The organism is Kitasatospora sp. NPDC056138, from assembly GCF_042264695.1.
Taxonomy (GTDB): domain Bacteria; phylum Actinomycetota; class Actinomycetes; order Streptomycetales; family Streptomycetaceae; genus Kitasatospora.
Window position 1 is genome coordinate 31,172 of sequence record NZ_JBHJVK010000018.1, and the last position, 20,872, is coordinate 52,043.

A 20,872-nucleotide genomic window follows, 5' to 3' on the forward strand; every position below is an offset into this window, starting at 1 on the left:
GCCGGTGGTACGCCCGGCGGGCGGAACCGTCCCCGGGCTCGGATCGTCGTACGTCCGTACAGTGCACGGACCGGACGAGGACGAGGGGCGTGGAATGCGCGGCTTGCTCAAGCTGATCATCGGCCTGGTGGCCCTGGTCGGGCTGCTGGTGGGCGCCGACCGGATCGCGGTCGGCGTGGCGCAGGACGAGGCCGCCGACAAGCTGGCCGGCAGCGGGGTGATCAGCGGCCGTCCGACGGTCAGGATCGACGGGTTCCCCTTCCTCACCCAGGCGGTGGCGGGCCGCTTCGACAGCGTCCGGCTCTCGGGCGAGGGCGTGACGGTCAGCGACGGCCGGGAGCAGGTACCGCTGCGTTCGTTCAGCGTGCGGCTGTCCGGGGTCGAGGTCGGCAGCAACTACCGCAGCGCCACCGTGCACAGTGGCAGCGGCAGCGGTGTCGTCTCGTACGCCGACGTGGCCCGGCTGGTCTCGGGCGGCGAGCAGATCGAGCTCTCCTACGCGGGTCCCGGCACGGTGAAGGCCACGGTCGGCGGGGTCCCGATCGGCCAGGGCAACGTGCACAGCAAGGGCAACACCATCACCGCCGACGGATTCCAACTCGGCGCGCTGGGTTCGCTGTTGAACGGCGCGGCGAACGGCGTGCTGGGTCCGCGCAGCTTCACCCTGACCAACCTGCCGGCCGGGCTCGGCCTGCAGAGCGCGACCCCTCAGCAGGATGGGCTGAAGCTCTCCTTCCAGGGCAGCGACGTCAAGCTGATCGGCTGAGACCGGCGGCGCACGGGGGCGGCGTCGGCCGAAGAGGCCGCCCCGTCCGAACGATCGTTCCCGTTCCGCTCTGCGAGACGCGCTGTCCAGCGATGCTCCCTCCGATGGCCTCGCTCCGCCCTTTCGGCGATCCCGGAGTAGCGCCGGTGAAACCTCGGCGGCAGGGAAAACCCCAATATCTCAGCATTCGAAACATCTCATCTCAATATTCGAAACACTGATGACAGCGGCCCGGGCTTGTCCCTAGCATCGTCGGCATGAAGCGACAGGCGGAACTCACGAAGCGGCGGGCGGTAGACCTGTGCCGCGTGGCCGCCTGCCTGTGTCGAATGCGCTGACCGGGCGGTTCTGACCGGCAGTCCCGGCCCGCCCAACCCCTTGCCACCGGCCTGAACTGGCACTCTGCCGCCCAGGGCCACCCGGCACCTCTGCATCTGAGCACGGCACGACCCGCAACCGCCCTGTCTCGACATCTGGACAGATGTACGGACGGGAAGCAGCCGAGCACCTCCCCAGCAGCCTTCCGCCAACCGCCCCCGGATGGAGAACCCCCATGAGCCGCAGCGACGTCCTGGTCGACGCCGACTGGGTCCAGGCCCGCCTGGACGACCCGAAGGTCGTCATCGTCGAGGTCGACGAGGACACCTCGGCGTACGAGAAGAACCACATCCGCAACGCCGTCCGGATCGACTGGAAGCGGGACCTCCAGGACCCGGTCCGCCGCGACTTCGTCGACCAGGCCGGCTTCGAGGCGCTGCTGAGTGCCAAGGGCATCGCCAACGACGACACCGTGGTGCTCTACGGCGGCAACAACAACTGGTTCGCCTCGTACGCCTACTGGTACTTCAAGCTGTACGGCCACGGTGACGTCCGCCTGCTGGACGGCGGCCGCAAGAAGTGGGAGCTGGACTCCCGGGAGCTGGTCGCCGAGGTGCCCTCGCGTGCCGCGACCGAGTACCGCGCCCAGGCCCAGGACAGCTCGATCCGCGCCTTCCGTGACGACGTGCTGGCCGCGATCGGCAACCTGAACCTGGTCGACGTCCGTTCGCCCGACGAGTTCAGCGGCAAGCTGCTCGCCCCGGCGCACCTCCCGCAGGAGCAGTCGCAGCGTCCGGGCCACGTCCCGTCCGCCCGCAACATCCCGTGGGCCAAGAACGCCAACGACGACGGCACCTTCAAGAGCGACGAGGAGCTCACGGCCCTCTACGCGGGCGAGGGCGTCGACCTGGCCAAGGACACCATCGCGTACTGCCGGATCGGCGAGCGCTCGGCGCTCACCTGGTTCGTGCTGCACGAGCTGCTCGGCCAGCAGAACGTGAAGAACTACGACGGTTCCTGGACCGAGTACGGCAGCCTGGTCGGCGTGCCGATCGAGCTCGGCAACTGAAGTCACCGGCCCGACACCGGTAAGCAGAGGAGAGACAGACATGTGCGGTGCGAAGGCCGGCGGCCCGGACCTGGCAGGAGTTGACGTGGCCAAGGAAACGATCATCCAGGGTTCCGTGACCCGCAACGGCGAGCCGGTCAACGGCTACGTCCGGCTGCTGGACGACAACGGTGACTTCACCGCCGAGGTGCCCACCTCGGCCACCGGGCAGTTCCGCTTCTTTGCCCGCCCGGGCAAGTGGACGCTGCGCGCGCTGGTGCCGGGTGCGACCGTGGACCGCGTGGTGCACGCCTCCCTCGGCGCCCAGACCGAGGTCCCGATCGCGGTCTGACCCGACCCGACGAGAGCGCGCCTGTGGGCCCCTGCCGTGGCGGGGGCCCACAGTCATACCCTGAAGGCGTGCAGGCACACCAGCGCCACGTCCGCTACTTCGTCATGATGGGCATCTGCATCGGCATGTTCGTCCTGGCGTGGGGCGTGGTGCGGTTCTGGTCGGTGCCGGCCGCGATCGGCATGTGCCTGGTCGCCATGGTCATCCCGCCGCTGGCGGCCGTCTTCGCCAACAGGCGCGACCCCGAGGACGACTGGTGGAACGACCCGCGCTGGGACGACCCGAAGTGGGAGGACCCGGGCCACGACCGGGACCGCCCCGACCGCGAGCCGCGCCCCTGAGGGCTCAGTAGACCAGCGCCTGGACGCCGTCGGCCATGATCTCGCTGACGAAGACCTGGGCGCCCGCGATCCGGACACCGTCCAGGGTGTCCTTCTCGGTGATCCCGCGCCGCACCGCGCACTGGGTGCAGAGCGTGACCGTGCCCGCCGCCAGGACCGACTCCAGCAGGTCGGGCAGCGGTGCGGCGTGCGGCAGTTCGAACTCCGCCGCGCGCCCGGGCAGCGCGAACCAGGAGGACTCACCGGTGAGCCAGAGCGAGACCTCGACCCCGCTGGCGACCGCGACCGCCGCCACCGTGAACGCCTGCGAGCAGCGCTCCGGCGCGTCGGCCCCGGCCGTGACCTTGATGACCAGCTTCTTCGTCATGACGCCACCATAGCGACGTGAAGTCGGGGCTCGCCGAGACCCGGGGATCACCGGCCGATAGACTCTGCGCCGTCGTACTGTCCGCCATCCCCGCTACTGGGAGCGTCCCGTGACCGGTCTCGAAATCTTCTTCGACAGCCTGCTGGCTCTCATGGCCGTGCTGATCACCTGGTTCGCCATCTTCTCCGTGATGAAGCTCTACCAGGGCCAGCGCTGACCTCGGCTGCCGTACGGTTGACGTAGTCCACTACGTAGTCCATCACCGACGACAGCGACCAGGAACATGATCGAGATCCCCTCTGACCTCCACAAGGACGTCGTCCCGCTGGCCTTCCTCCTGGGTACCTGGGAGGGCGCGGGCGTCTACGACTTCCCCGGCACGGAGAAGTGCAACTTCGGCCAGGAGATCATCTTCCGGCACGACGGCCGCCCCTTCCTGGAGTTCCGCTCCCGCACCTGGGTGCTGAACAACGAGGGTGAGAAGCTGCACCCGCTGGAGACCGAGCACGGCTTCTGGCGGATCACCAGCAACCAGCACGGCACCAGCGGTGAGCGCGAGATCGAGGTCTCCTCGGTCCGCGACGACGGCACCGTCGAGATCTGGTACGGCAAGCTGCACGACGGCAAGCCGCAGATCGACGTCGCCACCGACGCGGTCGCCCGGATCGAGGGTGCGGCCCCGTACAGCGGCGGCAAGCGGCTCTACGGCATGGTGAACGAGGAACTGCTCTGGGTCGGCGAGAAGTCCGCCCCCGAGGTGCCGCTGCGGCCGTACATGTCGGCCCAGCTCAAGAAGGTCCTCAACCAGGCCAAGCTGATCCAGGACATCGCGGACCTCCCGGACGACGGCATCGCCTTCTTCCGCTGAGCACCAGCGCACGGTGTACGAGGTAGGGACCGGTCGGACGGCCGGTCCCTACACTTGTCTCACGACCTCGAACCGGGCAGGGACACCACCGTGGCGAACACCGAAACTCCCACCGACTGGAAGACCGACCTGCGCGAGCGCGGCTACCGCCTCACCCCGCAGCGTCAGCTGGTGCTGGAAGCGGTCGACGTGCTCGACCACGCCACGCCCGACGAGATCCTCTGCCAGGTCAGGAAGACCGCCAGCGGGGTCAACATCTCCACCGTGTACCGGACGCTGGAGCTGCTGGAGGAGCTCGGGCTGGTCTCGCACGCCCACCTCGGCCACGGCGCCCCCACCTACCACCTGGCGGGCCGGCACACCCATCTGCACCTGGTCTGCCGGGACTGCGAGAAGGTCACCGAGACCGACACCGCGATCGCCGCGCCGCTGATCGACAGCCTGCGCGCGGAGCACGGGTTCGACACCGACCTCAAGCACTTCGCCATCTTCGGCCGCTGCGCCGACTGCACCGCCAAGGCGGCCGGGGAGCAGTCGTAAGCTGACCGGTATGACCGGTACCAAGAGCCCGCTGCTTGCCCTGCCCGGCGCCGTCCCCGCCGAAGGCCCCGACGAGGGCGTGGCCGCCCACTACGGCGACATCTTCCGTGAGCAGCGCCGACTGGCCGCGGGCGAGGGCTTCGTGGACCTCTCGCACCGCGGCGTGCTCACCGTCACCGGCGAGGACCGGCTCTCCTGGCTGCACCTGCTGCTCACCCAGCACGTCAGCCAGCTCCCGCCGCAGCAGGCCACCGAGGCGCTGATCCTGTCCCCGAACGGGCACGTCGAGCACGCCCTCTACCTGGTGGACGACGGCAGCACCCTCTGGGCGCACGTCGAGCCGGGCACCCAGGCGGCGCTGATCGCGTACCTGGAGAGCATGAAGTTCTTCTACCGGGTGGAGGTCACGGACGCGACCGCCGACTACGCGGTGGTCCACCTCCCCGGCGGTTCCACCGCCTCGCTCGAAGGTGCCGCCGCCGTCCGCGAACTCCCCTACGGGAGCGACCTGTTCGTGCCGCGCGCGGAGCTGGCGAAGCTCGCCGCCGGCTACGGTCCGGCCGCCGGGGTCTGGGCGTACGAGGCGCTGCGGATCGAGGCCCACCGCCCGCGGCTCGGCTTCGAGACCGACCACCGCACCATCCCGCACGAGGTGGACTGGCTGACCAGCGCCGTCCACCTGCAGAAGGGCTGCTACCGGGGCCAGGAGACGGTCGCCCGGGTGCACAACCTGGGCCGCCCGCCGCGCCGCCTGGTCTTCCTGCACCTGGACGGCCTGGAGGAGACGCTGCCGCCGCACGGCACCGAGGTCCGGCTGGCGAGCGACCCGGACGGGCGCGCGCTCGGCTTCGTGACCTCCTCGGCGCGGCATCACGAGCTGGGCCCGATCGCGTTGGCGATCGTCAAGCGGAACGTCCCGGTGGACGCGCCGCTGCTGGCTGGTACGGTGCCGGCCGCGCAGGAGGTCGTGGTGCCGCAGTAGGCCCCGGCGGTGCCGCTGCGGCCGGTGGTGGCGCCGGGTGGTGGTGGCGCGGGGCGGCGGAGCGGTGGCGGACGGCGAACCGGTGGCGGTCCGGTGGTGGGTCAGATCTCCAGCTGGACCGTGAACGGGCCGTCGTTCACCAGGGCGACCTTCATGTCCGCGCCGAACCGGCCGGTCTCCACCGTGGCGCCGAGCGCCCGCAGTTCGGCCACCACGGCGTCCACCAACGGCTCGGCGAGCGGGCCGGGCGCGGCGGCGTTCCAGGTGGGGCGGCGGCCCTTGCGGGCGTCCCCGTACAGCGTGAACTGACTGATCACCAGCAGTGGTGCGCCGAGGTCCGAGCACGACTGCTCGGCCGGCTTGTCGGCCGGCCCGGCTCCGGGTGCCGCCGTGTCGGCGGGCCCCTCGGCCGACGGGACCGCTCCGCCGTCGAACAGGCGCAGCGTCCAGAGTTTGCGGGCCAGTTGGGCCGCCTTGGCGGGGGTGTCGTCGTGGGTCACGCCGACCAGGACGCAGAGCCCCGGCCCCTCGATCGATCCGACGGTCTCGCCGTCCACCGTCACGGTGGCCTCGGCCACCCGCTGCACCACTGCTCGCATGCGGCCATTCTGCCGGAGGCGTGCACGGGCATGGTGCGCGTCTGCCGGAGGCGTGCACGGGCATGGTGCACGCCGGGGTGAAACAACGCGCGCCGGTAGCGGCCCGGTACTGCCCGCGGATCACCCTCTTCGTATCAGCCACCCCGCTTCGCCAGAGGGCCGTTCGGGTGGCCGACCGGTGCACCGGCCGGGCCCGGGGTGGCACGCTGTGGGCGGCAGGAAGGCGCAGCAAGGCGCAGGAAGGCACGGACCCGCCGCGTTCGAACTGGTCGAACATCCGTTCCGGCCGGGGTAGCCCGAGCGGGTGGTACCGGCGCCCCGGGGGAACCCCTCGGGGGCAGCTCGACGTGCTCCAGGGCGGGGTCGTGCGCGCACCGGCGGTACGCGGTGCCCGGTGGGCGGACGCGGGACGGGATTCGGACAGCGTGACCAGGACAGCGGTAGGTGGTTGGTTGATGGACGCGAGCAGCACGGCCCACGATCAGTCGTACGGGTTCGCCGAGCCGGGGGCGGCGCAGGCCGATCCGGTGGCGGTGGCGCAGGAGCCGCCTGCGTGGTCCGACCTCGCCGGGCTGGACCTGGAGGAGCTGCGGATGCTCCGTCGGGACGCCCAGGAGCAGGAGGCCGACCTCTCGTACCTCCGCCGTCTGCTGCAGGGGCGGCTCGACATCCTGCAGGCCGAGCTCGAACGGCGCCGGGTGCACCCCGGTGCCGCGGCGGGCGCCCCGGCCGGCAGGGAGACCGGCGACGGGTGCGCGGAGGCCGGCGCCGAGCCGGTGGCCCTGCTGGACCGGCTGGCGGCGATCCTCGCGGACGCCCCCTCGGTCGTGCGCCGGCCCGCCCGGCACGTCACCCTCGGGCCGCCGCGCGGCGAGCAGTACCAGCGCGAGGCCGACGCCCTGATCGGCGACGTCCAGCTGGCCGACCTGGCCGCCCACCCCACCGCGGATCTGCTGGCCGCCGTCGAACGGCTGGCCGAGCACGAGCGGGAGGTCTCGGGCCGGCGGCAGATTCTGCAGCGGACGGCGGACGGCTGCAGCGCCGAGATGACCCGCAGGTACCGTGAAGGGGAGGCGCGGGTCGAGGACCTGCTCGCAGGCGGCTGACCTGCGGGAAGGGACGGGGGCGGCCGGCGCACACCGTCCACCTTCCCGGCCCCCTCATCGTGGAGCAACACCGATGTCGCAGCCTGCTGCCACCCTGCCCGTCCTCGCCGAGGTCATACGCTCCGGCTTCGTCGAGGGTCGCCACCACGGATCGCTGGTGCTGCTCGCGGCCGACGGCTCCGTGGAACTCGCGCTCGGACGCCCGGACACCCCGGTCTTCCCCCGCTCCACCGCCAAGCCCTTCCAGGCCGTGGCCACCCTGCGGGCCGGTCTGGCGATCGGGGGCGAACTGCTCGCGCTCGCGGCCTCCAGCCACTCCGCGGAACCGTTCCACCGCGACGCGGTGCGGGAGATCCTGCACGGCGCAGGACTCACCGAGGACGCCCTCCGGACCCCCGCCGACCTCCCGCTCGACCAGGTCGAGGCCGAGGCGCTGCTCGGCGGTGGCGGGCGGCGCAGCCCGATCATGATGGACTGCTCCGGCAAGCACGCCGGCTGGCTGGCCGCCTGCGTGGCCAACGGCTGGGACACCGAGAGCTACCTCGACCCGGCTCACCCGATCCAGCAGCTGGCCCAGGAGGCGCTGGCCGAGGCCACCGGCGAGACCGCGACGCACCTGGGCGTCGACGGCTGCGGCGCTCCTCTGCTGGCCGTCTCGCTCACCGGTCTGGCCCGTGGCTACCGCGCGCTGGTGCTCGCCGAGCCCGGCACCGAGCAGCGTCTGGTCGCCGACGCGATGCGCGCCCACCCCGAGTTCGTCGCCGGCACCCGCCGTGCCGACACCTGGCTGATGCGGGCCGTGCCCGGGGTGCTGTCCAAGATGGGGGCCGAGGCCGTCCAGGTGGTGGCGCTGCCGGACGGCCGGGCCCTGGCGTTCAAGGTGGACGACGGTGCGGAGCGGGCCCGGGGGCCGGTGCTGGCCGAGGCACTGCGGCGGCTCGGTGTCCGCGGCGAGGTGCTGGAACGGATCGGTGCCGAACCGCTGCACGGCGGGGGCGCGGTGGTGGGCGAGGTCCGGGCAGCGTTCTGACGGTAGGGCGGCCTTCTGACGGTCCCTGAGCGCGGTCCCCGGGCACGGTTGCGGCAGGCGCCGACCGCGGCGCCGCGGGCCGTCCCGGGTGCGGGCCAGGGCCGGGTGCGGCACGGTGGATCGGGGGAGCTGTGCCGCTACTCAGGTACCCAGGAGACCGCCATGAGCGACCACATCTACCGCGTCACCGAGATCGTCGGGTCCTCGCAGGAGAGCATCGACGCCGCGATCCGCAACGGTGTCGACCGGGCCGCCCGGACGCTGCGCAACCTGGACTGGTTCGAAGTGGTCCAGGTGCGCGGGCACATCGAGGACGGGCAGATCAAGCACTTCCAGGTGGGGCTCAAGGTCGGCTTCCGGCTGGAGGACGAGGACGACTAGGCCCCCGCCGGAGGGTGCCCGCGCGGACCCGCGGCGGGCCGCTCGGGCAGCACCAGGGGCACCCCGGTACGAGGACGCGGCAGCACCTCGACGGGGTGCCCGTGCACCTCGCCCGGCGGCGGCGTGCGCGGGACCTGGGCGGCCGTCCCGCCCGGTGCCGCCCGGCCCCCGGCGGCACCGGCACCGTCCTGCTCCGCCGGTGCCGGTGCCGCAGCGCCGACGGCTCAGGCGCTGAGCGGGTAGCGGCTGTCGAGGTCCGCGAAGACGGCACCGTTGAGCGTGAAGGCGCGCCTGCACTCGTCGACCACCCGGCGGCGCTCGATCTCGTCCATGGCGAGGCCGGCGGTGTCCAGCTTGGCGCGGTAGGCGCGTTTGAAGGCGGCGGGGTTGCCGATCTCCTCGAAGACGTAGAAGTGGACGCCGGCGCCCTTGCGATCGAAGCCCCAGGTCTTCTCGGCGATCCCCCGGATGATCTGACCGCCCGACAGGTCGCCCAGGTAGCGGGTGTAGTGGTGGGCGAGGTAGCCGTTCGGCCAGTCGGCGGTGAGTTCCTCGATCCTGGCGGTGTACGCGGCGGTGGCGGGCAGCGGGCTGAGCCCGGCCCGCCAGCCGGGGCCGCGCAGGTGCTCCAGGTCGCGTTCGAGCGCGGCCGTACGGAACAGCGCGGGATCCACGAACGGGCCGACCACCGGATGCCCCGCCAGTTCGGCGGCCCGGCCCTCCAGTGCCCGGTAGACGAACCAGAGCTGCCCGGACAGCTCGGCGTACGCGTCGCGGCCGAGCCGGCCGCCGAGCAGGTGCGCCATGAAGGAGGACTGCTCGGCTGCTTCGTGCTCGGCGCTGCTGGCGGTGCGCAGCACGGAGGAGAAGGGAGTGGGCGGCTCATGGCTGGGCATGCGGGTCCTCCGGTCCGGTGGGGGCACTGGGCAGGATTGTTATGGTTAGGCTTGCCTAAGTCAACGTCATGCCGACATGGTGTCGGGAAAACCGCCCCCGGCCCAGTGTGCGCCTGCGGGCCCGCCCTGGGAAGGCGGCCCGGAGCCTGGGGGGAGTCCCGGAGCCCGGCCGGCGAGCCCGGGAGCCGACGGCCGGGCAACAGAAAGGCCGGGGCGAGCATCGCTGCTCGCCCCGGCCGGGCGACCCCGCAGAACTCCGACGGACTCCGAAGAACTCCGCAGAACGAGGTCCGAGGTGAGGGGGCTCAGTGGCCGCCCTGCTCCTCCAGGCGCTTGATCGAGGCCTTGATCTCGGCCTCGGCCTCGGTGCGGCCGACCCAGTTGGCACCCTCGACCGACTTGCCGGGCTCCAGGTCCTTGTAGACCTCGAAGAAGTGCTGGATCTCCAGGCGGTCGAACTCCGACACGTGGTGGATGTCGCGCAGGTGCTCCCAGCGCGGGTCGGTCGCCGGGACGCAGAGCAGCTTGTCGTCGCCGCCCGCCTCGTCGGTCATGTGGAACATGCCGATGGCACGGCACTTGATCAGGCAGCCGGGGAAGGTCGGCTCGTCCAGGATGACCAGGGCGTCCAGCGGGTCGCCGTCCTCGCCCAGGGTGCCCTCGACGTAGCCGTAGTCGGCCGGGTAACGGGTCGAGGTGAAGAGCATCCGGTCGAGGCGGAGACGGCCCGTCTCATGGTCGACCTCGTACTTGTTCCGCGAGCCCTTCGGGATCTCGATCAGGACGTCGAACTCCAACGGTTCCTCCAAGGTAGGGACTGACAGAATCCAAGTGTCTCCTACGGCAGGGTGTGCTCAGGAAAGGGGCGGGTCGGTGCAGCGAGGCGCAGGGGTGGGACGCGGGCGCAGAGCGGCGGTCGCGGGGGTGCTGGGCGTGGCCCTGGCCACCGGCGGGCTGACGTCCGGCACGGACCGGGCGTTCGCCCACCCCATCCCGGAGGCGGGCCAGAGCCAGAGCGGCGCGGGGGCGAACCCCAAGGGCCCCACCGGCCACCAGCCCCCCTCGGCCGCAGCGCCGCCCGCCGCGCCGCGCGCGTTCGCCACCGGCGGCCCGGTGCTCGCCGGGCCGGTGGACGGCGCCGGCAGCATGCCCACCACCGCGGGCCTCCAGCGCGACCTGGCCCAGGTCCTGCAGGACAAGGCGCTCGGCGAGATGAACTTCGCCATCGCCGACGGCCACACCGGCCAACTCCTGTACGGCTCCGGCGAGAACGCCCCGGCCACTCCGGCGTCCACCACCAAGCTGCTCACCGCGGTCGCCGCGCTCGCGCTGATCCCGGCCGACGCGCGGATCTCCACCAAGGTCGTCAAGGGCGGTGCCCCGGGGGAGATCACCCTGGTCGGTGGTGGCGACCCGACCGTCACCGGACTGCCGCTCGACCAGATCCGGGTCGGCGGGATGCCCCCGGACGCCGAGTCGGCACCGGCCTCGCTGGCCGAACTGGCCCGGCGGACCGCCACCGCGCTCAAGGCGGCCGGCACCACCACCGTGAAGCTGGGCTACGACACCTCGCTCTACAGCGGCCCGCTCCTGCACAAGCAGCACGACGCGATGAACATCGCCGCCGTGACCCCGCTGATGGTGGACGAGGGCCGGATCGATCCCAAGTCACCGGACGAGGCCCCCGCGCGTGTCTTCGACCCGGCCGAGCAGGCCGCCGACGCCTTCGCCGACCTGCTCAGGGCCCAGGGCATCACGGTGGACGGCAAGGCCGGGCCGGGGTCCGCCGCCGCCGGCGCGCAGCAGGTCGCGGCGGTGGAGTCACCGACCGTGCCGCGCCTGGTCGAACGGATGCTCACCACCTCCGACAACACCCTCGCCGAGGCCATCGCCCGGCAGGCGGCCATCGCCGCCCACCAGCCGGCCAGTTTCGACGGCGCGGTGGCGGCGGTGACCGGGACCGTCCAGAAGCTGGGCGTGCCGATGACCGGCGTCGTCCTCAACGACGGCAGCGGGCTGCACACCGGCAACCTGATCTCGCCGCTGGTCCTCGCCAAGGTGCTCGGTCTCGCCGCCTCGCCCGAACACCCCGAGCTGCGCCCGGTGCTGACCGGCCTTCCGATCGCCGGGTTCACCGGCACTCTGCTCACCCGGTTCGGCGCGGCCTCGGGCGCGCAGAGCGCGGCCGGGATCGTCCGGGCCAAGACCGGCACGCTCGCCGGCAGCGGGGTCTACACCCTGGCCGGGACCACGGTGGACGCCGACGGCCGGGTGCTGGTCTTCGCCTTCATGAGCAAGACGCCCGCCGACGGGTTCGCCACCCGCTCGGCCACCGACCGGATCGTCGCCCGCCTCGCCGCCTGCGGCTGCCACTAGGGCGCGGCTCCGGGGCCCGCGGGAGCGGGCGACCTCTCCCGCGCCCCGGCGCCGGGCCGGGCGCCCCGGCCTGCCCCGGCGCGCCCCTGGCCGAGCGGCGCGTGGACCTGCACGAGCGGCCCGCGGCGCGGGCGCGCGGTTGCTCGCGCCCCCCGGAGTGGTGCGTGGTCGACCGGGATCCAGGGGGACGATCGGCGGGCGCGGGCGGGTGTCTCCCCCCGGCCGCCGCGAGCACGTACGGTGATGGCATGACGAGCGCGAGCAGCGGTGCCGACATGGTCGATTGGGATCTCGCGGTCGCGACGGCGACCCGGCTGGCTCGGCCGGGCCCCGAGGTGACCAGGGACGAGGCCCGCGTGGTGGTCTCCGAACTGCGCAGGCAGGCGCTGGAGGCGGAGGAGCACGTTCGCGAGTTCACCGGTATGCGGTCCAGCAGCCTGGCCTCGGCCGTCGGAACGCCGGTCCTGGTGGTGGACCGGCCGGGCTGGGTGAAGGCCAACGTGGCGGGCTTCAGGACGATCGTCCAGCCGCTGGTGGACAAGCTGCAGGCGCGCCGCCGCGATTCGGCCGGCGCGGCCGTGTTCGGATCGATCGGCGAGAAGGTGACCGGCGTCGAGGTCGGTGCGGTGCTGGCCTTCCTCTCCGTCAAGGTCCTCGGGCAGTACGAGACCTTCGCCCCGGCCGAGCCCGGCCCCCGTCCCGGGTCCGGCTCGCCGGTGACCCCGGACAGCCCGGCGGCGCTCTTCGCCGGGACCGGCGCCGACGCGGAGCCGCCCTCGCCCGGCCCCGGCCGACTGCTGCTGGTGGCGCCGAACATCGTGCAGGTCGAACGCGAACTGGACGTCGACCCGCACGACTTCCGGCTCTGGGTCTGCCTGCACGAGGAGACCCACCGCACCCAGTTCACCGCGGTGCCCTGGCTCCGCGACCACATCCAGTCCGAGGTGCAGTCCTTCCTGGCGCAGACCGACGTGGACCCGGCCGCGCTGCTGGAACGCCTCAAGGACGCCCTCGGCGGCGGCGTGCCGAGCCTCGGCGGCCGGGGTGACGGGTCGGCCCCCGGGACGCTCCTCGACCTGGTCCAGTCGCCCGAGCAGCGGGAGATCCTCGGCCGGCTCACGGCGGTGATGTCACTGCTCGAAGGGCACGCGGACGTCGTCATGGACGGCGTCGGCCCCGCGGTGGTGCCGAGCGTCGCGGAGATCAGGGAGAAGTTCCAGCAGCGCCGCGACCGGGGCGCGGGGCGCCTCGACCTGGTGCTGCGGCGGCTGCTCGGGATGGACGCGAAGCTGCGCCAGTACCAGGACGGCGCGGTCTTCGTCCGGGACGTGGTCGACCGCGTCGGCATGGCCGGCTTCAACCGGGTCTGGACCTCCCCGAACACGCTCCCGACCAAGGAGGAGATCCACAACCCCGCCGCCTGGGTCGCCCGGGTCACCGGCTGAACTCCCCGGCCGGCCCGGCCGCGCGGCGGCCCAGGACGCCCGGCAGCCGCGCGGCCGGGCCGTCGCCGGGCGCGGGGCCGCCCGCCGGGTCCGCGTGTCGCTGGAGGCCCTCCGGGGGCCTGCACGGGGGGTCGTACGGATGGCGCAGACGTACAGATGGGGGTGCATGAACGTTTCTGCATTCACCCGTACGTGGGACCGTGGTCGTACCGGTGGCGCGGGTGGTGTGGCCGGTGCCCGGATTCTGCGACCATCTGTGAGCGCCTGGTGACCGGAAGCTGACAGGGTGTCACGCCCGGCCGGCCCCCTCACCGCCCCGCTCCGTCCCCCAGCTGCCAAGGAGTGCCTCACCGTGGGCCCACACCCCGCTGTCGCGGCGATACGTCTCGCCGTCCGCCGCGCCCTCGCCGAGCTCGCCGCCGAGGCCGGCGTGACTCTCACCGCCCCGGCCCCTCGCACCCACCCCGAGCCCGCGCCGGTCCCGGCCACGAGCAACGTCCCGGTGACCACCGCGGGCAGTGGCGCCCCGGTCGTCCTGCCCGGCGGCCCGCCCGCCGCGACCAGGCTGATCGGGAACGCCCGCCGCCACCCGTCCGGACTGCCCCGCACCCCCGCCGCACCGGGTTCCCCGCTGGTGCTGGTGGCGGTCAGCGGCGGTGCCGACTCGATGGCGCTGGCCATCGCGACCGCTTTCGAGGCGCCCAAACTGGGCCTGCGGGTCGGCGCGGTGACGGTCGACCACGGACTGCAACAGGGATCCGCCGAACGCGCCCAGCAGGTCGCCGACCGCCTGCGCGAGCTGGGTCTCGACCCGGTCGAGGTGATCCCGGTCCACGTCGGTCACCAGGGCGGCCCGGAGAACGCCGCCAGGGACGCGCGGTACGCCGCACTGGACGCCGCCGCCGAGCGCCACCGGTCCATCGCCGTGCTGCTCGGGCACACCCAGGACGACCAGGCCGAGACCGTTCTGCTGGGCCTGGCCCGTGGCTCCGGGGCCCGCTCACTCGCCGGTATGCCCGCGCACAAGGGCCGCTACCGCCGGCCGCTGCTGGAGCTGGACCGGGCCGCCACCCGCCAGGCGTGCGCCGCGCAGTCCATCCCGGTCTGGGACGACCCGCACAACTCCGACCCGGCCTACACCCGCTCCCGGGTCCGCCACGAGGTGCTCCCGGTCCTGGAGAAGCACCTGGGCGCCGGGGTGGTCGAGGCACTGGCCCGTACCGCCCGGCTGTTCCGCGACGACGCCGATGCGCTCGATCAGTGGGCGGCCCTGGCCGAGCGCGACCTCCGTACGGGCGACGGCACGCTGGACGTCGGCAAGCTGTCCGAACTGCCCCCCGCCGTCCGCCGCCGGGTACTGCGCCGGGCGGCGCTGCGGGCGGGCTGTCCGGGCGGTGACCTGTTCGCACGACACCTGGAGACGGTCGATCAGCTGGTCACCGGCTGGCGCGGTCAGGGGCCGCTACACCTACCCGGGGGCGTCGAGGTCACCCGAAGGTGTGGCACGCTGGTCTTTCGGCGACAGAGCGACAGCTGAGCAGTAGGTCGCGGGGCCGTCGCCGACACAGGACCCCGAACGTTTGAGGACGTATCCCCGGTGGATCAGAACGACATGGGCGCCGACCTGGCGAAGGTGCTCATCAGCAAGGACGAGATCGACGCCAAGCTGCTTGAGCTGGCCGAGCGGATCGACCGGGACTACGCCGGGCGCGATCTGCTGATCGTCGGTGTGCTCAAGGGCGCCGTGATGGTCATGGCCGACCTCGCCCGGGTCCTGCACTCGCAGGTCACGATGGACTGGATGGCGGTCTCCTCGTACGGGATGGGCACCAAGTCCTCCGGCGTGGTGCGGATCCTCAAGGACCTGGACACCGACATCGCCGGCCGCGACGTGCTGATCGTCGAGGACATCATCGACTCCGGCCTGACCCTGTCCTGGCTGCTGGGCAACCTGGGTTCGCGCGGCCCGGCCTCGCTGGAGGTCTGCACCCTGCTGCGCAAGCCGGACGCGGCCAAGGTCGAGATCGACGTCAAGTACGTCGGCTTCGACATCCCCAACGAGTTCGTGGTCGGCTACGGCCTGGACTTCCAGGAGAAGCTCCGCAACCTGCCGTTCATCGGCACCCTGGCCCCGCACGTCTACGGTGGCTGACCAGCCGCTGTCCAACGGTTGAAACCGTTGGGGCGACGGGCGGGAACAGGCTGCTGTTCCCGCCCGTTGAGCGGGGGTAGGAAATACGTCGTGTCGTTGTGCTCTCGTCGTGAGCGGGGGTGGCTGCGGTACGGTCCAATTAACCGCTCTTCTCATGAGCACATACCGGATGCGCCGACGGCCCCCAGCCGTGCAGCGCCGTTGAGTGGCAGGAGGGACGGGGCGGCAACGCCCCGCATGGATGGACGTCAAGCGATACTTCCGTGCGCCGATCATGTGGATCGTGCTGGCCGTCCTTGCCGTTGTCGTGCTGATGCAGGTCGTTTCGGACTCGAACGGCTACAAGACGGTGGACACCGGACAGGTCGTCGCAGCGATCGACGCCAAGCAGGTCAAGTCGGCGCAGATCACCACGGGTGATTCGAACACCATCAAGATCCAGCTGAAGGACGGCGCGAAGCTGCCTTCGGCAGGTACCGGCGGCAAGGTGCCCTCCGGCACCAAGTTCCAGGCCTCGTACGTCGGCGACCAGGGTGTGGCCGTGGCCAACACCCTCCAGACGCAGATCAACTCGGGCGACAAGAGCGCGCTGCCCGAGGGCTACACCATCACCCCCGAGAAGCAGTCCACCTTCGTCAGCCTGCTGCTGTCGATGCTGCCGATCGTCATCATCGTCCTGGTCTTCCTGTTCCTGATGAACCAGATGCAGGGCGGCGGCTCCCGGGTCATGCAGTTCGGCAAGTCCAAGGCCAAGCTGCTCACCAAGGACACCCCGAAGACCACCTTCTCGGACGTCGCGGGTGCGGACGAGGCGGTCGAGGAGCTCCACGAGATCAAGGAGTTCCTGCAGGAGCCGGCCAAGTTCCAGGCCGTCGGCGCCAAGATCCCCAAGGGCGTGCTGCTCTACGGCCCGCCCGGTACCGGTAAGACCCTGCTCGCGCGTGCCGTCGCGGGCGAGGCCGGGGTGCCGTTCTACTCGATCTCCGGCTCCGACTTCGTCGAGATGTTCGTCGGCGTGGGTGCCTCCCGCGTCCGCGACCTGTTCGAGCAGGCCAAGGCGAACGCCCCGGCGATCATCTTCGTCGACGAGATCGACGCCGTCGGCCGGCACCGCGGTGCGGGCCTCGGCGGCGGCCACGACGAGCGCGAGCAGACCCTCAACCAGCTGCTGGTCGAGATGGACGGCTTCGACGTCAAGGGCGGCGTGATCCTGATCGCCGCCACCAACCGCCCGGACATCCTGGACCCGGCGCTGCTGCGCCCCGGCCGCTTCGACCGGCAGATCGCCGTCGACCGTCCGGACCTGCAGGGCCGCCTGGAGATCCTCAAGGTCCACCAGAAGGGCAAGCCGATCGCGCCCGACGTCGACCTCTCGGCCGTCGCCAAGCGCACCCCCGGCTTCACCGGTGCCGATCTGTCCAACGTCCTCAACGAGGCCGCGCTGCTGACGGCCCGCTCGGACAAGAAGCTGATCGACAACGGCATCCTGGACGAGGCGATCGACCGCGTCGTGGCGGGTCCGCAGAAGCGCACGCGGATCATGTCCGAGAAGGAGAAGAAGATCACCGCGTACCACGAGGGCGGTCACGCCCTGGTCGCGGCTGCTTCCCCGAACGCCGACCCGGTGCACAAGATCACCATCCTGTCGCGCGGCCGGGCCCTCGGTTACACCATGGTCCTGCCGGACGAGGACAAGTACTCGACGACGCGCAACGAGATGCTCGACCAGCTGGCGTACATGCTGGGCGGGCGAGCGGCGGAGGAACTGGTCTTCCACGACCCGACCACCGGCGCCTCGAACGACATCGAGAAGGCCACCGCGACGGCTCGCGCGATGGTCACCCAGTACGGCATGAGCGAGCGCCTCGGCGCGATCAAGTTCGGTTCGGACTCCTCCGAGCCGTTCCTGGGTCGCGACATGTCCCACCAGCGCGACTACTCGGAAGAGGTCGCCGGGCTGGTGGACGAGGAGGTCAAGAAGCTCATCGAGAACGCGCACAACGAGGCCTGGGAGATCCTGGTCGAGAACCGTGACGTGCTCGACAACCTGGTCCTGGAGCTGCTGGAGAAGGAGACGCTGAACAAGGAGCAGATCGCCGAGATCTTCTCCACGATCGTGAAGCGCCCCGCCCGTCCGGCCTGGACCGGCTCCTCCCGCCGTACGCCGTCCACCCGCCCGCCGGTGCAGTCGCCGAAGGAGCTGGCGCTGACCAACGGCATCGCCGCCTCCGCGGAGACCACCCAGGTGGACATCGTGAAGCTGCCCCCGGTCGCCGGTGACAGCTCGACGGAGAACTGAGCAACCCGTACGGAATGGATGCCGCGCCACCAGGGTTTGTACCCTGGAGGCGCGGCATCCGTGCTGCTCGGACCGCCTACTCGACGACCAGACGACCACAAGCGAGGCACGCATGATCGACCCGGTGACTCTCGACCAGCCCGCGGCAGTCGGGACGTTCGACCAGGAGCGGGCCGAGAAGGCGGTGCGGGAGCTGCTGCTCGCGGTCGGTGAGGACCCGGACCGGGAGGGCCTGCAGGAGACGCCGGCCCGGGTGGCCCGCGCCTACAAGGAGATATTCGCGGGGCTCTGGCAGCAGCCCGAGGACGTCCTGACCACCACCTTCGACCTGGGCCACGACGAGATGGTGCTGGTCAAGGACATCGAGGTGTTCTCCACCTGCGAGCACCACCTGGTCCCGTTCCAGGGTGTCGCACACGTCGGGTACATCCCGTCCACCAGCGGCAAGATCACCGGCCTCTCCAAGCTCGCCCGCCTGGTCGACGTCTACGCTCGCCGCCCGCAGGTGCAGGAGCGCCTCACCAGCCAGGTCGCCGACTCGCTGATGCGCATCCTGGAGCCGCGCGGCGCGATCGTCGTCGTCGAGTGCGAGCACATGTGCATGTCGATGCGCGGCATCCGCAAGCCCGGCGCCAAGACGCTGACCTCGGCCGTGCGCGGGCAGCTGCGCGACCCCGCGACGCGCGCCGAGGCGATGAGCCTGATCATCGGCAGGTAGGGCCGGGCACGGGCCGGAGCCGGAGCGCGGAACCGCGCGTGGCGGAGCCCGGACGTTGAGGGAGGGGGCGGGCGCACGGCGCCCGCCCCCTCAACGTCCGAGGGCGTTGCGCTTGGCGGGCATCCGGAGCCGGATCATCCTGCGGCGGCCGACGGTCAGGTCGTAGGCGTACAGCGCCTGCACCCCGGCGGTGAGCAGTGCCCGCTGCCAGAGCGGCCAGCGCAGGATCCGTCCCATCGCGCGCAGCACCGCGAGACCGACGTCGCGGTGGGTGCGGATCTCGCCCCGCGCGGTGTGCTCCAGGGTGTGCCGGATGTACGGGCCGTGCCCCATGGCGGTGAGCCGGAGCAGCTCCTCGTGGCAGTACGCGAGGTGGTTGTCCTCGTCGGCCGAGATCATCCGCATGGCCTTGGCCAGCTCGGGATTGCCGCCGTACGCCCGTACCAGCTGGCGCATCTGCTCCGAGGCCCGCTGCTCGGTGACCCGGCTGTGCGCCAGGTAGGTGATGATCTCGCGTTCGGTCAGCGGGACGTCGGAGGACAGGCGCTCGTGCGAGAGGCCGATGCCCTGGCGCTCCAGCAGCATGCAGTAGTCGGTGTTCGGCGGGACGTTCACCCTCTCCAGACCGCGCCGGTGCAGCAGCTGGGTGAAGATCCGGCCGTGCTTGCGCTCGTCGGCGCCGTGCCGGCCGATCTTCGGGGCCAGGACCGGGTCGTCGGTCAGCGACTGGATCCGTTCGTTCTCCCAGCCGCCCTGGTCCTCGCCACCGGCCGCGATGCTGCAGAAGAGGCGGTACGCCTCGTCGTTGCGGTAGATCTCGTCGAAGAGCGTTCGGGAGCTGAGCATCTGACCTCCTGGCGTCTGCTGGGGAAGCGGTCGGCCGGGAGACGTTCCCCGGCGGCGGCCGGTCGGCCGGTGGCGGGCGGTGGAATCACCCGGCCGGGGGAGAAGCGGCGGCCTGGGCTGGTCGGGGCGGGGTGGCTACTGGCGCGGCTCGCGGTCCTGCGGGGGCTTCAGATGGTCGCTCATCCACTCCAGTGAGGCGGGCAGCTCGCTCCGCCAGGTCTCGAAGCTGTGGCCGCCGTCGGCCAGGACGAGCGAGTCGACCTTGAACTCGGGGTGGGCGTCGGCGACGCGCTTGGCGTTGGCCAGGAACGCCTGGGTGTCCGCGTAGTCCTCCTCGGTCCTGGTGCTCACCACCAGCAGCGAGACCTTGGGCGCCGGCAGGTTCTGCAGGCGCCAGTTGAGGTCGCTGTGCTGGGCGTCGGTCTGGTTGCCGCCGAACAGGTCGCCGTCGGTCCAGCGGTCGTTGGGCACCTGGTAGTCGGCGTGCATGCCCGTCGCGCTGGCGTACGCGTCGGGGTTGCGCATCGCCAGGCGCAGGGCGCAGCTGCCGCCGGTGGAGTAGCCGAGCACCCCCCAGGAGGCGGCCGAGTGGCTGAGCCGGTAGTTGGAGCGCAGGGCGCCCGGCAGGTCCTTGGCGAACCAGGTCTCGGTCTGCGGCCCGTTGGCCACGTTCACGCACTCGGTGTTGCGCGGCGGCGTGACGGTCGGGCGGGCCATCACGATCACGGTGGGCGCCATCCGGCCGGTCCGCTCCAGCTCCCAGGCGGTCTGCGGCACCCGCAGGCCCTCGACCAGGTGCAGCGAGGGTCCCGGGTACCCGGCCAGGGTGAGCAGCACCGGGAAGCGCACCCGGGCGTAGCGCGGGATGAAGTACTCCGGCGGGAGGTAGATGAACACCTGGTCGGAGAGGCCGGACTCGGCGCCGGTGACCTTGATGGAGTCCACCCGGCCGACCTCTTCCGGCTTGCCCTGCGGCAGGTCCTTGATGGTCCCCAGGCCGCCGTCGGTGGTCGGCTGGACCAGGGAGTCGGCCTTCGGGGCGGCGCCCCTGGGGTGTTCCGAGCTCGCCAGGGTCAGCGGTGCGCTGCCGGGGTGGAGCAGGTCGTTCCAGGACGTGTAGAAGCCGTACGAGTTGTTGACCGACAGCGCGAGAACGGCCACGACGGAGACTTGAATGACCGCCAGGAGGCCGATCCGGCCGAGCAGCGGCAGCGGGCGCTGACGGGCCAGCCGGGGCCACAGCCAGAGGGTGCCGACCAGGGAGGCGACGGCCAGCGCGGTGAGCGAGTACACCAGCGCGCCGCTGGTCAGTTCCATGCGGTTCGCCCTCCCTTGGGCAGCAGTGGGGCCAGGGTTCATCGTGGGGCGGTGGACTCGGGGCAGCCAGTGGGGCTGCGCCGCCCGGGGGTCCGTCACAGCTGCGCACCGGCCGGGTCGTGCCC

23 protein-coding genes are annotated in these 20,872 nt (G+C 71.8%); 17 read left to right on the forward strand and 6 right to left on the reverse strand.

Annotation, left to right across the window (positions count from 1 at the left end):
* The first annotated feature begins 94 nt into the window (after positions 1-94).
* The 5 genes from ACFC1R_RS14085 to ACFC1R_RS14105 all read left to right on the forward strand — a co-directional run bounded on the left by ACFC1R_RS14085 (position 95) and on the right by ACFC1R_RS14105 (position 2,825).
* Positions 95-766 (forward strand): DUF2993 domain-containing protein, encoded by a 672-nt coding sequence (locus tag ACFC1R_RS14085; RefSeq protein WP_375937887.1) that lies wholly within the window; start codon positions 95-97, stop codon positions 764-766.
* 257 nt (positions 767-1,023) lie between these two features.
* Positions 1,024-1,104 (forward strand): Ms5788A family Cys-rich leader peptide, encoded by an 81-nt coding sequence (locus ACFC1R_RS14090; RefSeq protein ID WP_370118893.1) that lies wholly within the window; start codon positions 1,024-1,026, stop codon positions 1,102-1,104.
* A gap of 215 nt (positions 1,105-1,319) precedes the next feature.
* Positions 1,320-2,153 (forward strand): sulfurtransferase, encoded by an 834-nt coding sequence (locus tag ACFC1R_RS14095; RefSeq protein WP_375937890.1) that lies wholly within the window; start codon positions 1,320-1,322, stop codon positions 2,151-2,153.
* A gap of 40 nt (positions 2,154-2,193) precedes the next feature.
* The gene (locus ACFC1R_RS14100; RefSeq protein WP_045304478.1) at positions 2,194-2,484 is read left to right on the forward strand and encodes a DUF1416 domain-containing protein; all 291 of its coding nucleotides are present in this window, start codon (positions 2,194-2,196) and stop codon (positions 2,482-2,484) included.
* Between the two features lie 68 nt (positions 2,485-2,552).
* The gene (locus ACFC1R_RS14105) at positions 2,553-2,825 is read left to right on the forward strand and encodes a DUF3099 domain-containing protein (protein ID WP_375937893.1); all 273 of its coding nucleotides are present in this window, start codon (positions 2,553-2,555) and stop codon (positions 2,823-2,825) included.
* Positions 2,826-2,829: 4 nt separating this feature from the next.
* Here the strand turns inward: ACFC1R_RS14105 and ACFC1R_RS14110 are convergent, their stop codons facing one another.
* The gene (locus ACFC1R_RS14110) at positions 2,830-3,192 is read right to left on the reverse strand and encodes a DsrE family protein (RefSeq protein WP_375937896.1); all 363 of its coding nucleotides are present in this window, start codon (positions 3,190-3,192) and stop codon (positions 2,830-2,832) included.
* 283 nt (positions 3,193-3,475) lie between these two features.
* Here ACFC1R_RS14110 and ACFC1R_RS14115 point away from each other — a divergent pair, with 283 nt between their 5' ends.
* The 3 genes from ACFC1R_RS14115 (at position 3,476) to ACFC1R_RS14125 (ending at position 5,582) form a co-directional block, all read left to right on the forward strand.
* Positions 3,476-4,060, forward strand: a complete 585-nt coding sequence (locus tag ACFC1R_RS14115; protein ID WP_375937899.1) for an FABP family protein — start codon at positions 3,476-3,478, stop codon at positions 4,058-4,060.
* A 90-nt stretch (positions 4,061-4,150) separates the two neighbouring features.
* The gene (locus tag ACFC1R_RS14120) at positions 4,151-4,600 is read left to right on the forward strand and encodes a Fur family transcriptional regulator (protein ID WP_375937902.1); all 450 of its coding nucleotides are present in this window, start codon (positions 4,151-4,153) and stop codon (positions 4,598-4,600) included.
* Positions 4,601-4,610: 10 nt separating this feature from the next.
* Positions 4,611-5,582 carry a YgfZ/GcvT domain-containing protein gene (locus ACFC1R_RS14125; protein ID WP_375937905.1) on the forward strand — a complete coding sequence of 324 codons (972 nt, stop codon included), beginning with the start codon at positions 4,611-4,613 and terminating at the stop codon, positions 5,580-5,582.
* A 101-nt stretch (positions 5,583-5,683) separates the two neighbouring features.
* Here ACFC1R_RS14125 and ACFC1R_RS14130 read toward each other — a convergent pair whose 3' ends face one another.
* A complete protein-coding gene (locus ACFC1R_RS14130; protein ID WP_375937908.1) occupies positions 5,684-6,181 on the reverse strand; it encodes a D-aminoacyl-tRNA deacylase in 498 nt (165 codons plus the stop codon).
* Between the two features lie 455 nt (positions 6,182-6,636).
* Between ACFC1R_RS14130 and ACFC1R_RS14135 the strand changes: the two genes are divergently transcribed.
* The 3 genes from ACFC1R_RS14135 to ACFC1R_RS14145 all read left to right on the forward strand — a co-directional run bounded on the left by ACFC1R_RS14135 (position 6,637) and on the right by ACFC1R_RS14145 (position 8,698).
* Complete coding sequence (locus ACFC1R_RS14135; protein WP_375937911.1) at positions 6,637-7,287, forward strand: ABC transporter substrate-binding protein; 651 nt, start codon at positions 6,637-6,639, stop codon at positions 7,285-7,287.
* Positions 7,288-7,360: 73 nt separating this feature from the next.
* Positions 7,361-8,317 (forward strand): asparaginase, encoded by a 957-nt coding sequence (locus ACFC1R_RS14140; protein ID WP_375937914.1) that lies wholly within the window; start codon positions 7,361-7,363, stop codon positions 8,315-8,317.
* A 162-nt stretch (positions 8,318-8,479) separates the two neighbouring features.
* Positions 8,480-8,698 carry a dodecin gene (locus tag ACFC1R_RS14145; protein ID WP_375937917.1) on the forward strand — a complete coding sequence of 73 codons (219 nt, stop codon included), beginning with the start codon at positions 8,480-8,482 and terminating at the stop codon, positions 8,696-8,698.
* 224 nt (positions 8,699-8,922) lie between these two features.
* Here ACFC1R_RS14145 and ACFC1R_RS14150 read toward each other — a convergent pair whose 3' ends face one another.
* Entirely contained in the window at positions 8,923-9,594 is a 672-nt protein-coding gene (locus ACFC1R_RS14150; RefSeq protein ID WP_375937920.1) for a heme oxygenase (biliverdin-producing), read from the reverse strand.
* Positions 9,595-9,899: 305 nt separating this feature from the next.
* On the reverse strand, positions 9,900-10,391 hold the full coding sequence (locus ACFC1R_RS14155; RefSeq protein ID WP_375937923.1) for an inorganic diphosphatase: 492 nt from the start codon (positions 10,389-10,391) through the stop codon (positions 9,900-9,902).
* A 76-nt stretch (positions 10,392-10,467) separates the two neighbouring features.
* Here ACFC1R_RS14155 and dacB point away from each other — a divergent pair, with 76 nt between their 5' ends.
* The 6 genes from dacB to folE all read left to right on the forward strand — a co-directional run bounded on the left by dacB (position 10,468) and on the right by folE (position 18,584).
* Entirely contained in the window at positions 10,468-11,970 is a 1,503-nt protein-coding gene (dacB, locus tag ACFC1R_RS14160) for a D-alanyl-D-alanine carboxypeptidase/D-alanyl-D-alanine-endopeptidase (protein WP_375937926.1), read from the forward strand.
* Positions 11,971-12,218: 248 nt separating this feature from the next.
* Positions 12,219-13,415: a zinc-dependent metalloprotease gene (locus ACFC1R_RS14165; protein ID WP_375937929.1), complete on the forward strand. Its 1,197-nt coding sequence runs from the start codon at positions 12,219-12,221 to the stop codon at positions 13,413-13,415.
* A 352-nt stretch (positions 13,416-13,767) separates the two neighbouring features.
* Positions 13,768-14,952 (forward strand): tRNA lysidine(34) synthetase TilS, encoded by a 1,185-nt coding sequence (gene tilS / locus ACFC1R_RS14170; protein WP_375937932.1) that lies wholly within the window; start codon positions 13,768-13,770, stop codon positions 14,950-14,952.
* Positions 14,953-15,012: 60 nt separating this feature from the next.
* Complete coding sequence (gene hpt / locus ACFC1R_RS14175; RefSeq protein ID WP_375937935.1) at positions 15,013-15,567, forward strand: hypoxanthine phosphoribosyltransferase; 555 nt, start codon at positions 15,013-15,015, stop codon at positions 15,565-15,567.
* Positions 15,568-15,808: 241 nt separating this feature from the next.
* Positions 15,809-17,866, forward strand: coding sequence for an ATP-dependent zinc metalloprotease FtsH (gene ftsH, locus ACFC1R_RS14180; protein ID WP_375937938.1), 2,058 nt, complete (start codon positions 15,809-15,811; stop codon positions 17,864-17,866).
* 112 nt (positions 17,867-17,978) lie between these two features.
* On the forward strand, positions 17,979-18,584 hold the full coding sequence (folE, locus tag ACFC1R_RS14185) for a GTP cyclohydrolase I FolE (protein WP_375937941.1): 606 nt from the start codon (positions 17,979-17,981) through the stop codon (positions 18,582-18,584).
* A 90-nt stretch (positions 18,585-18,674) separates the two neighbouring features.
* On the opposite strand, the gene ACFC1R_RS14190 is transcribed toward folE, so the two are convergent.
* Both ACFC1R_RS14190 and ACFC1R_RS14195 read right to left on the reverse strand, forming a co-directional pair.
* On the reverse strand, positions 18,675-19,430 hold the full coding sequence (locus ACFC1R_RS14190; RefSeq protein ID WP_375937944.1) for a ferritin-like domain-containing protein: 756 nt from the start codon (positions 19,428-19,430) through the stop codon (positions 18,675-18,677).
* Between the two features lie 135 nt (positions 19,431-19,565).
* Positions 19,566-20,747 carry an alpha/beta hydrolase gene (locus ACFC1R_RS14195; protein ID WP_375937947.1) on the reverse strand — a complete coding sequence of 394 codons (1,182 nt, stop codon included), beginning with the start codon at positions 20,745-20,747 and terminating at the stop codon, positions 19,566-19,568.
* Positions 20,748-20,872 lie beyond the last annotated feature (125 nt).